This is a genomic window from Neotamlana laminarinivorans (genome assembly GCF_020523925.1).
GTDB lineage: Bacteria > Bacteroidota > Bacteroidia > Flavobacteriales > Flavobacteriaceae > Neotamlana > Neotamlana laminarinivorans.
In genome coordinates this window covers 267,908-281,435 of record NZ_JAJAPW010000003.1, presented here as the reverse complement: position 1 = coordinate 281,435, position 13,528 = coordinate 267,908, and the positions used below count along the sequence as shown (strand labels likewise).

The window sequence follows — 13,528 nt, the reverse complement described above, 5'->3', positions numbered from 1 at the left end:
GTTTATCGCTTAAAAAAACTATATTTGCGCTTTTAAAACAACACACATAAATATGTCACTTTCAACCTTAAATGCCATCTCTCCAATTGATGGTCGTTATAGAAATAAAGCAAATGCATTAGCGCCTTATTTTTCTGAAGAAGCCTTAATTAAATACCGCGTTTTAGTAGAAATAGAATACTTTATCGCACTTTGTGAAATTCCATTACCGCAATTAGAAAATGTGGATTCGGCTATTTTTGAAGATTTAAGAGCTATTTACAAAAATTTTACAGCTGAAGACGCTACAGCAATTAAAGACATAGAAAAAGTAACCAACCACGATGTTAAAGCGGTTGAATATTTTATAAAACAAAAATTTGATGCCTTAGGTTTATCTGAATTTAAAGAGTTTATTCACTTCGGATTAACTTCTCAAGACATTAATAACACCGCAATTCCGTTAAGTATTAAAGAAGCCATGAACGATGTTTATGTGCCAGAATACTTAACCGTTTTAAATAGATTAAAAGAATTAGTAACCGAGTGGGCTAGCGTTTCTATGTTGGCGCGTACACACGGGCAACCAGCATCACCAACCCGTTTAGGTAAAGAAATTGACGTTTTTGTAGTACGCTTACAAGAGCAATTTAATTTGCTTAACGATATACCAAGTGCTGCTAAATTTGGTGGTGCAACAGGGAACTTTAATGCACACCACGTGGCTTACCCAAATATTGATTGGAAAGCCTTCGGATCTAAATTTGTACAAGAAAAATTAGGATTACAACACTCCTTCCCTACTACGCAAATTGAGCATTACGACCACATGGCCGCTTTGTTTGATACTTTAAAACGTATTAACACCATTATTATTGATTTAGATCGTGATATTTGGACCTACGTTGCTATGGATTACTTTAAACAAAAAATTAAAAAAGGCGAAGTTGGTAGTAGCGCTATGCCGCATAAAGTAAACCCAATAGATTTTGAAAACTCTGAAGGAAATTTAGGCATTGCTAACGCTATTTTCGAGCATTTAGCTGCTAAATTACCTATTTCTCGTTTACAACGCGATTTAACAGACAGTACCGTTTTACGTAACGTTGGTGTACCTTTTGGGCATACATTAATTGGTTTTAAATCTACTTTAAAAGGATTAAACAAACTACTTTTAAACGAAAGTAAATTTGCCGAAGATTTAGAAAACAATTGGGCTGTTGTTGCCGAAGCCATACAAACTATTTTACGTCGCGAGGGTTACCCAAACCCATACGAAGCCTTAAAAGGTTTAACCAGAACAAACGAAAAAATAAACCAAAATTCTATTTCAAATTTTATTGATACCTTAGAGGTTTCAAACGAAATTAAAACAGAATTAAAAGCAATTACGCCAAGTAATTATACTGGTATTTAAAATTATGATGTTAACCAACAAGCAAACATTAATACTTTCAGGACTATTAACTGCAGCTTTTTTTATAGGTGGTTTGTTGGATATTCTAGATAATTTTATAATGCTAACTTTAATTACACTAATGTTTTTCACCATTGTAATTAACGTATTTAAGTCAGGGTTTAGCAAACGAAATCAAGATTTAGAAGATTAATTTTAAAATATATTTAAACAAAAAAGCTTCCTTAATAAGGAAGCTTTTTTCACATTAACAATAACTGTAAATTACTTAAAGAAATTTACAATATTTTCTAATTGTTTTTCATTTATGTTGGCTTTTTGAAATGCATCAATTAAAGTCATCATTTTTTCTGGGCTCATATCATTTCCTAAAATTCTAACTACTCCAAAACCGGTTTCTTTTGCACTACCAAAAACTATAACCTCATCTGCTTCATCTTCTTCACCTAAATATTTTACAATTATTTTATTTCCGCGATCGCTAAACTCCATTAAATCGTTATACTTCTCGTTTGCTAAAATGGTTTTTACTTTAGCTATCTCGGTATTATATGTTTCAATATTTGAAGGACTAGATTTAAATCCTAAAAAATTTAATTTTTTAACCGATTCGTAAGCTTCCATTTGTGTTTCGGTAAAACCAGATTTATCTATTTCTACCATAGATAATGGTACGTCTTGCGAAATAAAATTAGCAGACTCTTGGTGGTTTACAAAATATTGTTGCAAACTAGGTTCATTACCACAGCTTGTTAAAAAAACTGTGGTAATTACTACTAATAAAAGGTTTATGATTGTTCGTTTCATGATTGTTGGTTTGTTTTCTTATTTTTTATCTAAATGCTCGCCTCCTGGAATATTCATTTTAGAAGTAAGTTTTGATATTTCGTTTAAATCAATATCACCAGTTAAAGACACAACAACAGTTTCAATTTTACGTTGCTTACCATTAATTTCTATTTTGTCTTCCATAACCTTATCTATCCCATTAACAAAAATTAAAAGTTCCTTAACGTGGTCGGCATCTTTTCCTTCTTTTACATAAAAATTAACTGTTGTACCATCGTCTTTAACTTCCATAAGTTCTTCTAAAGCACTAGAACGAGAACCTACCCATTTTGTAACATCTGCAGCAATAGCTGCGTTATCTGTTACAATAGTTTTAAAGCTGGTAATACTTTTAACCATATCCATGTAAGCCTGAGCTTCCGGATCGTCTACATCAATATTAATTTTTGCTAACATCTGAAACATTTTAGGTTTAATGTTTACATAAGTTACATTCGAGTTATCGCTATACTTCTCAAAAATATCTTTTTGGGCCATACCTGTTAATGGTAATAACATTACGGCTAATACAAATACTATTAATTTATTTTTCATTTTTTTGTTTTTTAAAATTTTAACTTCTTTTTCTACTTTTTACTTTTTAAAAATTATACTAGTTGAATTTTCAATTTCGTTAAGGTAACCTAAGGTTGCTGTGCCTTTGTTAACCTCATTTAAATACCCAACTGTTGCTGTGCCTTTATTTAAACGTTTGCTAATCATTTCTAAAGATTTTGCAACCTCGTTATAGGCCAATTGTGGGTCCTGGTAGGTACCTAACTCATCTTTACTAGTTGTTGTACCAAAATAAAACCCCAACATAAGAACCGCTACTGCTGCGACAGAAATCCATTTATAATTAAATTTTCTAGTAGTTTTTAAAGGAACGTCTTTAGTAAATTGTTCTTGTTGGTTTACCAAAAAATACGCAAACATAGGTTTATACATTTCTAAATGCGGAGCTACATTGTCGCTTGTAAAATAGTTTTTTAACAGTTGCTCTTCCTTTAGGCTAGTTTCACCGTTATCGTACTTTTCTAATAATTTTTCTATATTATTTAACACCATAATTATGTGTATTAGTCAATTTTTCTCTTATTGCTTTTCTCGCTCTAGATAAGTTTACACGTACTGCTGTATTATTCATATTTAGCATTTTTGCAATCTCATCTAAATCGTATTCTTCTATATCTCTAAGCTGTACAATTAAACGTTGTTGCTCTGGTAATTCTTCAATAATTTTAGCTACCCAATTAACGCTATCGTTAAGCTCTACTTGTTTATGTAAAGGCGTTTCTTTTGCCTCATAATTGCTATGTACAATTTTAAGATTCTGCGCCTGTTTCGATTTTAATTTGTCATAACAAAAATTCTTGGTCATAGTCATTGAAAAAGCCTCTACATTTTTATACTCCTGTATTTTCTTTTTGTTTTTCCACAACTTTAATAGAATTTCTTGAGTAGCATCTTCAGCCTCTTCGGTCGAGATAAGTAAGCGTTTCGCTACCCTAAACACTTTATCCTTAAAAGGCATTACAATATTTAAAAACTCCGTTTGAGTCATTTTTGGTTTGGTTTTGTTAAAAAGCAGCCGGTTTATTTCTGCTATTTGTTATTACGACGACACAGTATTTATTTTGTTACATCCAATCTAAAAAAAATAAAATATGGGCGTAACCACGCTTTGTGGCGTGGTCGGGCTTTACGCTAAATCTTTTTCTCGTGCCTCAAAAAAGGATACCGCTTCAATCCCTTACGCGAGTGCTAGCCAAAGTTTTCGTTTAAATGGTTTATAATTTAACATTCCAAAGTCAGGTGCTTCATTTTTATTAAATAAATTTTAAATTACACAATATTGTAAATACTTTTAAAGTTTACAGACTAACAAGAAAAACAATAGTAATGAAACACTTAAAACTCGCTTTACTTCTATTTGCCATTTTAATTTTAGCAACAAGTTGTTTCGAAGATGGCGACGATGTTACCAATCCCGATGCAGTTTCACAAGAAGTAAAAGATTTTGTCTGGAAAGGCATGAATGTTTTCTACCTATATAAAGAAAATATCCCAGATTTAGCAAACGACCGATTTACCTCTAACGATGACTATGTAACATACCTAGAAAGTTTCGATTCGCCTGAAGCCTTATTCGAAAACCTAATTTACGATCGCAAAAACATCGATCTCTTCAGTTGGATAACCGACGATTACATTGCACTAGAAGCCAGTTTTAGTGGAATAACCAATACAAACGGCATGGAATTCTCTCCATATTATGCTCCAAATAGCTCTACAAATATTATTGGTGCCGTGCGTCTTGTTTTACCAAATACAGATGCAGAGCTAAACGGCGTAGAACGTGGCGATATAATTTATGGAGTAGACGGTAACGTCTTAACAACATCAAACTACATAGATTTGCTAAATCAAGACAGTTACACCATAAATCTAGGAACATATAACGACAACAACACACCAGACGATACAAGTGATGACTATATTGCAGATGCTAACGAAAATATTGCGTTAACAAAAAGCACATATACCGAAAACCCTGTTCATACTACAAAAATATTAACCGTTGGAGGCCAAAATGTTGGGTATTTACTATACAATGGCTTCACCTACGATTTTAATAACGAACTAAACGAAGCTTTTGCCGAATTTAAAGCCAATAATGTGCAACAACTGGTTTTAGATTTACGCTATAACCCTGGTGGTAGAGTTAGTACAGAAACTTTTTTAGCAAGTATGATTACTGGTCAATTTACTGGAGAGGTATTTCAAAAACTTGTCTATAACGATAATTTTACTAATAATAATTACTCGTTTTCAACTCAGCTAGATGACGGTAGTACAATAAATAGCCTTAACCTAAGTAAAGTATATATCCTAGCAACCGATAGGTCTGCTTCTGCTAGCGAAGGTTTAATAAATGGTTTAGCGCCTTACATAGAAGTAATACATATTGGTAGTAAGACTGTAGGTAAAACACAAGGTTCAATTACCATTTACGATTCTGCAGATTTTGATAGAACAGGGGCTAACCAAAATCACACTTACGCTATGCAACCGCTTGTTGCTAATGGTGTAAATGTAAACGACGTAGCTGTTCCTAGTTCTGGTTTAGAGCCTACTTCTGGCTTTGAGTATACCGAAAACCCATATAATTATGGCTCGTTTGGAGATGAAAACGAACCTATGCTTGCCATTGCTTTAGCTGACATTGAAAACTCTATGAATAAAGTAATTGCAATAAAAAGTAATAATAGCAACATACCGCCTTTAACTCCAATTAAAGATATTAATAACAATACCTTTGAAGGTGGAATGATTATAGACTAACACTTTGAAACATAAAACATACTTTAACTGGAGTTCTGGTAAAGACTCTGCTTTGGCTTTGTATTATTTACTGCAAAACAAAAATTACAGTGTCGAAAAATTAATAACCACCGTAAACAGCCATTACAACCGTGTGTCTATGCACGGATTAAAAACCGAACTTTTAATACAACAAACCCAAGCCATAGGTATTTCTTCAAATTTAATAGAGCTACCTGAAATGCCTAGCATGGAAATTTATGAGCAAAAAATCACAGAATCTTTAAACACATTAAAAAATAATGGTTTTACACATAGCGCTTTTGGCGATATTTTTTTAGAAGATTTAAGAGATTATCGCGAAAACCAATTAGCAAAACTAAATTTTAAGGCCGTTTTTCCTATCTGGAAACGGGATACTAAAACACTTTTAAACGAATTTTTAGATTTAGGTTTTAAAACCATTATAGTTTGTGCTAACTCTAAGTTTTTTAATGAGGATTTTGTAGGCACAATAATAGATAAACATTTTATAGATAATTTACCCAACGGTGTAGACCCTTGCGGAGAAAACGGTGAATTTCATACGTTTTGCTTTGATGGTCCTATTTTTAAACAACCTGTACAATTTAGTATTGGAGAAAAAGTTTATCGAGAGTACCAGCAACCTAAAACTAATAATTCGGTTTGTAACGCCGATAACTATGGTGTTTGGTATTGCGATTTAGTACCATAAAAAAAGACCACCCTTTGGTGGTCTTTTTGGTTTAACCTTGTCTCTCACCCAAGGCTAAACAAATACTGGTTGTTTGTAGTAAAACAATTCAGCGTGGTATTATTATTACTTTATACGTAAAATTAAAGTAATTAACTTACAAAAACTAGTTTTAATATCAAAATATATTTAATAAACTAACTCACTTTTCGCTCTAAAGCCACAAAATGAGTTTCTTCAGTATAAGTCTTTAAAGGAAAAATTTTTATTTCGCATTTATAAGTAGTTCCATTTTTTTTATAATTTGTTACCACTTCTTTAAAAGGTTTACATTTTTGTAATTGCTTATTTATGCTTTGCTTAGTCTTTACATCTGTTTCTGGCCCTTGTAAAAATTTTGGTGTTTTATTTAATGCTTCTAGTTTACTATAACCCGTCATTGCAGTAAACCCCTTGTTTACCCAAACAATACGTTGCTGTAAATCGGTTATAACTATTGCTTCAAAAAGTTCTTCCTTAAAAATGGCATCAATATTATTTTCCCAATGTAATTTTTTAGCTAAATCTTTAACTTTATTTATATCCTGTGTGCGTTCAATTGCATTTAAATGAATACCTCGCTGTTGGCTAATTATATCCCAACTAATCAGTGGCACACTAACTGACAAATCTGGCTGTATACTGTGCATTGTGGCTTTATAATCAGCTTCATTTAACGTAGACAAAAACAAATCTAGAGCTAGCATTTTATTTAAAGCATGTTTCATTTTAAAAGAAAATTTCGGAAAACGAAGTTTAATTAAAATAAATTTTTGATGCACCAAGAGCTACAGAATGTGTGCTAATTATTTCTTTTGTAGTTAAATCATAAACATTAAGTTTTGCTAAATCGGCAAATTTTTCTGCATCAGTAATGAATAAATTATTATCCTTTACAGCAATACCATAGGTAAAAGTTGTTTCCAATTCAATGATTGGTGTTTCAGGTAAACTTGAAGCATCACTAATTACATTAAATACTCCCCCATCAAGTTCATAATAAATAGTATTATCATCTAACACCATTAATGATGGATGTTCTCCTTCTTCAAAACTTAAAGTAGAAGTAATAGAATTATCACTTATATCAATTTTAGTAATAGATGCTTCAGTTTCATCTCCAGTCCAAGACTCATTTCCTCCACATAAAACAACCAAAGCACCATCGTTATCTAAAAACATTTCATCTGGTTTATATCCAACAGTAATTTCTTCAACATTATCATCTGCAATAGTTATAACCGACACAATATTATTGGTTGTATAAGCGCCTTTATGCGACACGTATAATTTACCATTATGCGCTACAATTCGTTCTGGCCCGTTACCTACACTAATTGTTTTTTCTATGGTGTACGTACTTAAATCTATTACAGCTACAAAATCATCTGTATCATCAGAAGTGCTCCCCCAGTTGGTTACATACCCTTTATTATCTGAAACCACCATGAATCTTGGTAATTCTAAATCGGTAGATATTTCACCTTTATATTCAAAAGTATATCTGTCTACAACCGTAACTGTATTGGCATCATCTACAACTAAATAAGCATTATCATCATCAAAAGCCATCGATTGTAAATATGTTCCTAGTTCTACATTATTTACTGTTTTGTAAATTAAATTTTCGGCTACAGTAAAATCGTTTGAAACAAAAGAAACCGAACCTGTTCCTGTACTTTTGCTTCCTTCGCCGCTAATTAAAATACCATTTTCGTAATCGCCTCTTGGCTCAGAATCTGTATCGTCTTCACTACAAGACGTGAAGCATAAAATGCTTAAAATAAAAATTGAAGTTAGTAATTTATTAATTTTCATAATTTAAAATGTATAGTTAACGTTTATATTAAAATTTCTGTTTGGCATTGGTCGCCTAGGTTGTATTACATAATATTTATTAAACAGGTTATTTACTTTAACGCCCAATTGTAATGTGTTTGCATTTGTATGTAATATTTTAAAATTTATTCCTGCATTAGCTATGGCATAATCTGGAACAATAAAATCTTCGGAATTACTCGCGGTAGTATAAACTTTACCATTATATAACTGCTGATAAAAACCTAAAAAACGTTTGTAGTTGTAGGATAAATTAAAATTTAGCAAGTGTTTTGGCGTGTAAATAGTTTGCTTATTTGTTGAAGCATCTATAGCTTCGGTATAACTGTAATTAAGGTTAAATTGAAGCTTATGATTGTGAAATGTTCCGTTATAACTTAAAGCTAATTCGGCTCCTTTATTATTTACTTCTGATAGATTTATAGGCACCCAAACACCTGGCCTGTCTTCATCGCCATTTGGTGTCCAAACTATTTTATCCTTTGTAGCAATGTAAAACACTCCTAAATCGGCAGAAAATTTATTGTTTTTAAAACCTAAGCCTAATTCACCTTGTGCAGCGATTTCGGGAATTAAATCTAGATTACCTTGTCCTGGCCAGTACAAATCGTTATAAGTTGGCACTCTGTAATTCTTTGATCCATTAACTCTTAAAAACCATGATGAATGGACTTTGTAATTTATTCCCAAAGCATAAGTAAAGGGCACTGAATAGTCGGTGTTAAAATCTTTTCTAATTTTAGCTTCAAAAGCTATTTTTTGCTGAAGATTTTGATTGTAAACTACAGATTGTGAAAACTGCCTACGATTTTGTTCGGAAATTTGATCTGTACTTCCGTAAATATTTTCAAACTCTGAAAACGACGTTATACTTGCCCTTATTTTATTAAAACTATACTTTAAATTATAGTTTACCAGCATGCGTTTAGACTTACCAAAATTAAAGTTACTGGAGTTTTTATCGGCAAAATAGCGATACTCTTGTGTTAGGTAAGCTAGTTTTGCTTCATGATTAAATGCAACACCCTTGTTGGTGTAAACTAGTAAATTTCTATTACTAAAATCTTGATACTTGTCGTTTGCCGTAGTTGGATTGGGTAATTCGCCAGAAAAAAAACGTTCTCCTCTATAATTAGCTGTATAAAAATTAAGTTGCGATTGTTTATTTAAATAAAATGAACCACTAAAATTTAAAGCTAAATTACTATAAGCACCGTTTGTATTTTTATAATCGGTGTTTAACCAAGGATAATCGTTATTTGAACTATTGTACGATGCACCTGCGCTAATTACTATTTTTTTATTAGAAAACTTTAGTTTGTGTAACCCTTGGTAAGTATTGTAACTTCCAACCGAAAATAATGTGTGGTTTTTAAACCTTTTATTTTGGGTAAACTTTAAATTATCGTTTAAGTGAATAGTGCCACCAATAGCTCCTGAGCCGTACTCAATGCTTCCACCACCGCTTCTCACATTTATACCATCAAACAAAGTTACCGTTAAACTGTTAAAACCTGTTTGCCCACTATTTACAGAATTTATATTTATACCATTCCAAATTACAGCTGTATTTGATGAACTTGTGCCCCTAAAACTTGCCGAACTTGTTCCTCCCGAACCGTATTCACGTAAATAAATTGGTGTATTAAACCTAAGTAAATTGGTAAACGACTCGGTATTTTTTAAAATTACAGAATCGGTTAAGCGCTCTACTTTGTAACCAACAGAGTGAACCTGCAATTTTGTATCGGCAGTAACCACAACTTCCTCCAAACGATTAACCAAACTATCGCTTTGAGCAAAACTTAGGGTGCTAAAAATACTTGCAACTAAAAAGAGTGCTTTGTGTTTCATAAAATTATTAAACTTTTATCCCGAAAGTTTTATTAATTAATTATGAAATTTGGCAGGTCTCCTGACTTATTTTATGCTATTTAACCTTCCCAGTAAAAAAACCAGTGGTTTGAAGTAAATAACACCCTCTTGGTGAGGCACCAATACTCCCCTTCGACAGCGCTCAGGGTGACATTGGCATAAACTTACAGTTGCGGGAACAGCTCTGGATTTTAACCAGATTCCCTTTTAATCGACGTAGTCGTCCCAAACTTGTTTTGGGATCTCATACTATGTCGAACCAAAATTCGGCACAAATGTATTGTATTTTTTATGATTTATGCGATTTTAACACATTATAATTACAAAATTTTGAGGCTAAATGCTGTGGTGCTTCAAAATATTCTGGATGAATCATAACTGCTAAACATTCTATACCATTTACCAATGTTCCTGCAGAAGATTGTGTAAACATATCGAAATCGGCAATATAAACTTGTTTATTTTTAACAGCTCTTAAGTTGTCCCATTCCGGTTGTTTTTCTAAAAAGTGCATATCTTGTAAAGTACGCGCTGTAGTGTAACCACAAGGCGCTATTATTATAACTTCTGGATTGTATTTTACAATTTTATCAAAAGGAATAACAATGCTATCGCCCGACGGATGCGATAACAAATCTATACCTCCAGCATAACCAATTTGGTGCGGAATCCAATGTCCACAATTAAAAATAGGATCTATCCATTCTAATAAAGCCACACTTTTAGATTGTATTTTTAACGCTCTTTGCTTATCAACTATATTGTAAATACGCTGTTTTAAACCTTCTACATATTTTAAACCAACAGCTTCGTTATTCATGGCTTTGGCAATGGTTAAAGCATTATCAAAAACATCATTTAAACTATTTGGAGTAATAGAAATTAGCTCAGGAAGTTTAGGTAATTTGTATGCCGAAGCCGCCACACATTCGGTGTCTATTTGGCAAACATCACAAACATCTTGTGTAAAAATAATGTCTGGAGCTATGGTTTCTAATACAGCTTCATCAACATAGTATAAAGTTTCTCCAGCGGCTTTAGTTTCAGAAAAAATGGTATTTATTTCTTCGCTTGTTAATGTTTTTCCTTCTAATTTGTATCGTACAGCCACTTGCTTTTCTTGCAATGCTTCCGTAGGACACTCAAAAGTAACACCTTGTAAATCATCTTGTAAACCCATATCATAAATCATTTGGGTTACTGCAGGCATAAACGAAGACACTTTCATATTCTATAGTTTTAATAGCGAAAATACGTAGTTTTAAAGTAGTAATTAAAAAAAATTAAAGACCTTTGATTTTCGAAACGACAGTTATGCGATTATATTTTTTAACGCTTTTAAGCACATTTATGTTATTTTCCTGTAAAGAAAACAGCACAAAAACGAATGCGCAAAAAGCAAAATTAGAACAAACCAAAAACGTAACATACGCCAAAGGTTTTACTATTGAAAATCACGACACATATAAAACGCTTACTGTTACATCGCCTTGGCCAAATAGCAATAAAACATTCACTTATTATTTGGTAAATAAAAATGAAACCATTCCTGAAGCTTTAAAAAACAAAACGGTTATAAAAACACCTATTAACAAACTAGTTGTAACATCTACCACGAATGTTCCTGCTTTAGAATTTCTAGGTGTTGAGGACAAATTAGTAGGTTTCCCGAACACTAATTTTATTTCTTCGAAAAAAACCAGAACACGCATTGAACAAGGCCTTGTAAAAGATTTAAACAGTGAAGTTGACATTAATACGGAATTGCTTCTAGCCTTACAACCCGATTTAGTTATTGGGCACTCCGTTAACGGAAATAATAAAAGTTTAAACCAAATTGAACGCTTTAATATTCCGGTTGTAATTGATGGCGCTTGGACCGAAAATCATCCTCTTGGCAGAGCTGAATGGATAAAATTTATCGCGGCATTTTTTAATAAAGATGACGAAGCAAAAACTATATTTGAAGCTATAGAAGCCGATTATTTAAAGGTGAAACAACTCGCCGCCAACACCACGAAACAACCCACAGTTTTCTCTGGATCGATGTTTAAAGACATTTGGAATGTTCCTGGAGGGCAAAGTTTTATGGCTAAATTTTTAGAAGATGCCAACACAAATTATATTTGGAAAAACAACACCTCTACCGGCAGTTTACAACTTAACTTAGAAAACGTACTTGAAAAAGCAAAAACGGCTAATTTATGGATTGGAGCTGGACTTTTTAACAATAAAACCGAAATGGAAAGCCAATACAATGGTTATACTTTTTTTAATGCTTACAAAAACAATAACATTTATAGCTACACAAAACAAATAAGTGAAACCGGTGGCTTAATATATTTTGAGCTTGGGCCACTTCGTCCAGATTTAGTTTTAAAAGATATTATTAAAATTGCACACCCGGAAGTTTTACCAAACTACGAACTTTACTTTTTTAAACCGTTAAATTAATTGCAACAGCACGCAGCATATAAAACCTCATTTTTAGTACTTACTTTAGTACTTATTCTTTGCTTTATTATAAATATTAGTTTGGGTTCGGTTTTAATTCCTTTAAAATCCATTTTTGGTATTGTAACGGGGCAAGCTCCAGAAAATACTTCTTGGGAATTTATAGTAATCAACTACCGATTACCTAAAGCACTAACCGCTATAATAGTTGGTTCAGGGTTAGGTGTTTCGGGCTTACTTATGCAAACCTTATTTAAAAATCCTTTAGCTGGCCCATTTGTATTAGGTATAACTTCTGGAGCAAGTTTAGGCGTGGCTCTAGCTATTATGGGCGCTTCGTTTTTTGGAGGTGTTATGGCTGGTGTTTTAATATCGAAATGGAGTATTGTTATTGCTGCTAGTTTGGGTAGTTTTTTAGTACTACTTACCGTTTTAATTGTTTCAACTAAAGTAAGAGACACTATGGCTTTATTAATTATTGGTCTTATGTTTGGAAGCATAACTGCCGCTATAATTAGTGTTCTCACCTACTTCTCTACAGCCGAAGAACTGCAACAATTTGTGTTTTGGAGATTTGGCTCGCTGGGTAATTTATCGTGGCAAGAATTAGTGATTTTTTCAATAATATATTGTATTGGGTTACTTTTAAGCTTAACTTCAATTAAAGCCTTAAACACTTTATTATTAGGCGATAATTATGCTAAAAGCTTAGGACTAAACCTAAAAAAAACAAGACTAACTATAATAATTGCCACAAGTTTATTAGCTGGAACTATTACCGCTTTTGCTGGCCCAATTGCTTTTATTGGTTTAGCTATTCCGCATATAACACGACAAATATTTACCACCTCAAACCATAAAATATTATTACCTGCTGTATTTTTATTAGGCAGCATAATTATGCTTATATGCGATACTATCGCTCAACTACCAGGTTTAGAATACACTTTACCTATTAATGCTATAACTTGCCTAGTTGGAGCACCTGTTGTAATTTGGTTACTTGTAAGAAAACGAAAAATGGTGTTTTAAAAACTAATGCTTAAAACATAAATTTA

General features: G+C 32.5%; 15 protein-coding genes and 1 riboswitch. Of the genes, 7 read left to right on the top strand and 8 right to left on the bottom strand.

All coding sequences use genetic code 11. The annotated features are described in order from the left end of the window. Nucleotides 1-52 precede the first annotated feature (52 nt). The gene (gene purB, locus LG649_RS07955) at nt 53-1,396 is read left to right on the top strand and encodes an adenylosuccinate lyase (protein WP_226543079.1); all 1,344 of its coding nucleotides are present in this window, start codon (nt 53-55) and stop codon (nt 1,394-1,396) included. Nucleotides 1,397-1,400: 4 nt separating this feature from the next. Further along, entirely contained in the window at nt 1,401-1,589 is a 189-nt protein-coding gene (locus LG649_RS07950) for a hypothetical protein (RefSeq protein ID WP_226543077.1), read from the top strand. Nucleotides 1,590-1,660: 71 nt separating this feature from the next. Here the strand turns inward: LG649_RS07950 and LG649_RS07945 are convergent, their stop codons facing one another. Genes LG649_RS07945 through LG649_RS07930 form a run of 4 tightly spaced genes read right to left on the bottom strand, consistent with a single transcriptional unit; the run spans nt 1,661 to nt 3,788 of the window. Next, nucleotides 1,661-2,203, bottom strand: a complete 543-nt coding sequence (locus LG649_RS07945; RefSeq protein WP_226543075.1) for a DUF4252 domain-containing protein — start codon at nt 2,201-2,203, stop codon at nt 1,661-1,663. An 18-nt stretch (nt 2,204-2,221) separates the two neighbouring features. Further along, complete coding sequence (locus LG649_RS07940; RefSeq protein WP_226543066.1) at nt 2,222-2,779, bottom strand: DUF4252 domain-containing protein; 558 nt, start codon at nt 2,777-2,779, stop codon at nt 2,222-2,224. A gap of 39 nt (nt 2,780-2,818) precedes the next feature. Further along, nucleotides 2,819-3,292 (bottom strand): hypothetical protein, encoded by a 474-nt coding sequence (locus tag LG649_RS07935; protein WP_226543064.1) that lies wholly within the window; start codon nt 3,290-3,292, stop codon nt 2,819-2,821. Then, nucleotides 3,279-3,788 (bottom strand): RNA polymerase sigma factor, encoded by a 510-nt coding sequence (locus tag LG649_RS07930; protein ID WP_226543063.1) that lies wholly within the window; start codon nt 3,786-3,788, stop codon nt 3,279-3,281. The genes LG649_RS07935 and LG649_RS07930 overlap by 14 nt, the downstream gene beginning before the upstream one ends. A gap of 103 nt (nt 3,789-3,891) precedes the next feature. On the opposite strand from LG649_RS07930, the gene LG649_RS16335 reads away from it, so the two are divergent. From LG649_RS16335 to LG649_RS07920, 3 genes are all read left to right on the top strand, one after another. After that, on the top strand, nt 3,892-4,020 hold the full coding sequence (locus LG649_RS16335; RefSeq protein ID WP_262904483.1) for a hypothetical protein: 129 nt from the start codon (nt 3,892-3,894) through the stop codon (nt 4,018-4,020). A gap of 106 nt (nt 4,021-4,126) precedes the next feature. Continuing rightward, nucleotides 4,127-5,569 (top strand): S41 family peptidase, encoded by a 1,443-nt coding sequence (locus tag LG649_RS07925; protein ID WP_226543061.1) that lies wholly within the window; start codon nt 4,127-4,129, stop codon nt 5,567-5,569. A gap of 4 nt (nt 5,570-5,573) precedes the next feature. Beyond that, nucleotides 5,574-6,284, top strand: a complete 711-nt coding sequence (locus LG649_RS07920; protein ID WP_226543059.1) for a Dph6-related ATP pyrophosphatase — start codon at nt 5,574-5,576, stop codon at nt 6,282-6,284. A 176-nt stretch (nt 6,285-6,460) separates the two neighbouring features. Here LG649_RS07920 and LG649_RS07915 read toward each other — a convergent pair whose 3' ends face one another. The 4 genes from LG649_RS07915 to LG649_RS07900 form a co-directional block, all read right to left on the bottom strand. Further along, a complete protein-coding gene (locus LG649_RS07915) occupies nt 6,461-7,030 on the bottom strand; it encodes a PAS domain-containing protein (RefSeq protein ID WP_226543057.1) in 570 nt (189 codons plus the stop codon). A gap of 28 nt (nt 7,031-7,058) precedes the next feature. After that, nucleotides 7,059-8,120 carry a YncE family protein gene (locus tag LG649_RS07910; protein ID WP_226543055.1) on the bottom strand — a complete coding sequence of 354 codons (1,062 nt, stop codon included), beginning with the start codon at nt 8,118-8,120 and terminating at the stop codon, nt 7,059-7,061. A 3-nt stretch (nt 8,121-8,123) separates the two neighbouring features. Beyond that, a complete protein-coding gene (locus LG649_RS07905) occupies nt 8,124-9,995 on the bottom strand; it encodes a TonB-dependent receptor plug domain-containing protein (protein WP_226543053.1) in 1,872 nt (623 codons plus the stop codon). A gap of 34 nt (nt 9,996-10,029) precedes the next feature. Further along, a riboswitch (cobalamin riboswitch) is annotated at nt 10,030-10,295 on the bottom strand. 10 nt (nt 10,296-10,305) lie between these two features. Continuing rightward, the gene (locus LG649_RS07900) at nt 10,306-11,244 is read right to left on the bottom strand and encodes an ABC transporter substrate-binding protein (RefSeq protein WP_226543051.1); all 939 of its coding nucleotides are present in this window, start codon (nt 11,242-11,244) and stop codon (nt 10,306-10,308) included. Nucleotides 11,245-11,330: 86 nt separating this feature from the next. On the opposite strand from LG649_RS07900, the gene LG649_RS07895 reads away from it, so the two are divergent. Together LG649_RS07895 and LG649_RS07890 are read left to right on the top strand one after the other, a co-directional pair. Beyond that, nucleotides 11,331-12,470, top strand: coding sequence for an ABC transporter substrate-binding protein (locus LG649_RS07895; RefSeq protein ID WP_226543049.1), 1,140 nt, complete (start codon nt 11,331-11,333; stop codon nt 12,468-12,470). Continuing rightward, nucleotides 12,471-13,502 (top strand): FecCD family ABC transporter permease, encoded by a 1,032-nt coding sequence (locus LG649_RS07890; protein ID WP_226543047.1) that lies wholly within the window; start codon nt 12,471-12,473, stop codon nt 13,500-13,502. It abuts the gene before it with no gap. Nucleotides 13,503-13,528: the final 26 nt, after the last annotated feature.

What these genes read in the sequence shown, in the direction of transcription:
- purB (WP_226543079.1), top strand. Translation starts at nt 53, where the DNA reads ATGTCACTTTCAACCTTAAATGCCATCTCTCCAATTGATGGTCGTTAT.
- LG649_RS07950 (WP_226543077.1), top strand. Translation starts at nt 1,401, where the DNA reads ATGATGTTAACCAACAAGCAAACATTAATACTTTCAGGACTATTAACT.
- LG649_RS07945 (WP_226543075.1), bottom strand. Translation starts at nt 2,203, where the DNA reads ATGAAACGAACAATCATAAACCTTTTATTAGTAGTAATTACCACAGTT.
- LG649_RS07940 (WP_226543066.1), bottom strand. Translation starts at nt 2,779, where the DNA reads ATGAAAAATAAATTAATAGTATTTGTATTAGCCGTAATGTTATTACCA.
- LG649_RS07935 (WP_226543064.1), bottom strand. Translation starts at nt 3,292, where the DNA reads ATGGTGTTAAATAATATAGAAAAATTATTAGAAAAGTACGATAACGGT.
- LG649_RS07930 (WP_226543063.1), bottom strand. Translation starts at nt 3,788, where the DNA reads ATGACTCAAACGGAGTTTTTAAATATTGTAATGCCTTTTAAGGATAAA.
- LG649_RS16335 (WP_262904483.1), top strand. Translation starts at nt 3,892, where the DNA reads ATGGGCGTAACCACGCTTTGTGGCGTGGTCGGGCTTTACGCTAAATCT.
- LG649_RS07925 (WP_226543061.1), top strand. Translation starts at nt 4,127, where the DNA reads ATGAAACACTTAAAACTCGCTTTACTTCTATTTGCCATTTTAATTTTA.
- LG649_RS07915 (WP_226543057.1), bottom strand. Translation starts at nt 7,030, where the DNA reads ATGAAACATGCTTTAAATAAAATGCTAGCTCTAGATTTGTTTTTGTCT.
- LG649_RS07910 (WP_226543055.1), bottom strand. Translation starts at nt 8,120, where the DNA reads ATGAAAATTAATAAATTACTAACTTCAATTTTTATTTTAAGCATTTTA.
- LG649_RS07905 (WP_226543053.1), bottom strand. Translation starts at nt 9,995, where the DNA reads ATGAAACACAAAGCACTCTTTTTAGTTGCAAGTATTTTTAGCACCCTA.
- LG649_RS07900 (WP_226543051.1), bottom strand. Translation starts at nt 11,244, where the DNA reads ATGAAAGTGTCTTCGTTTATGCCTGCAGTAACCCAAATGATTTATGAT.
- LG649_RS07895 (WP_226543049.1), top strand. Translation starts at nt 11,331, where the DNA reads ATGCGATTATATTTTTTAACGCTTTTAAGCACATTTATGTTATTTTCC.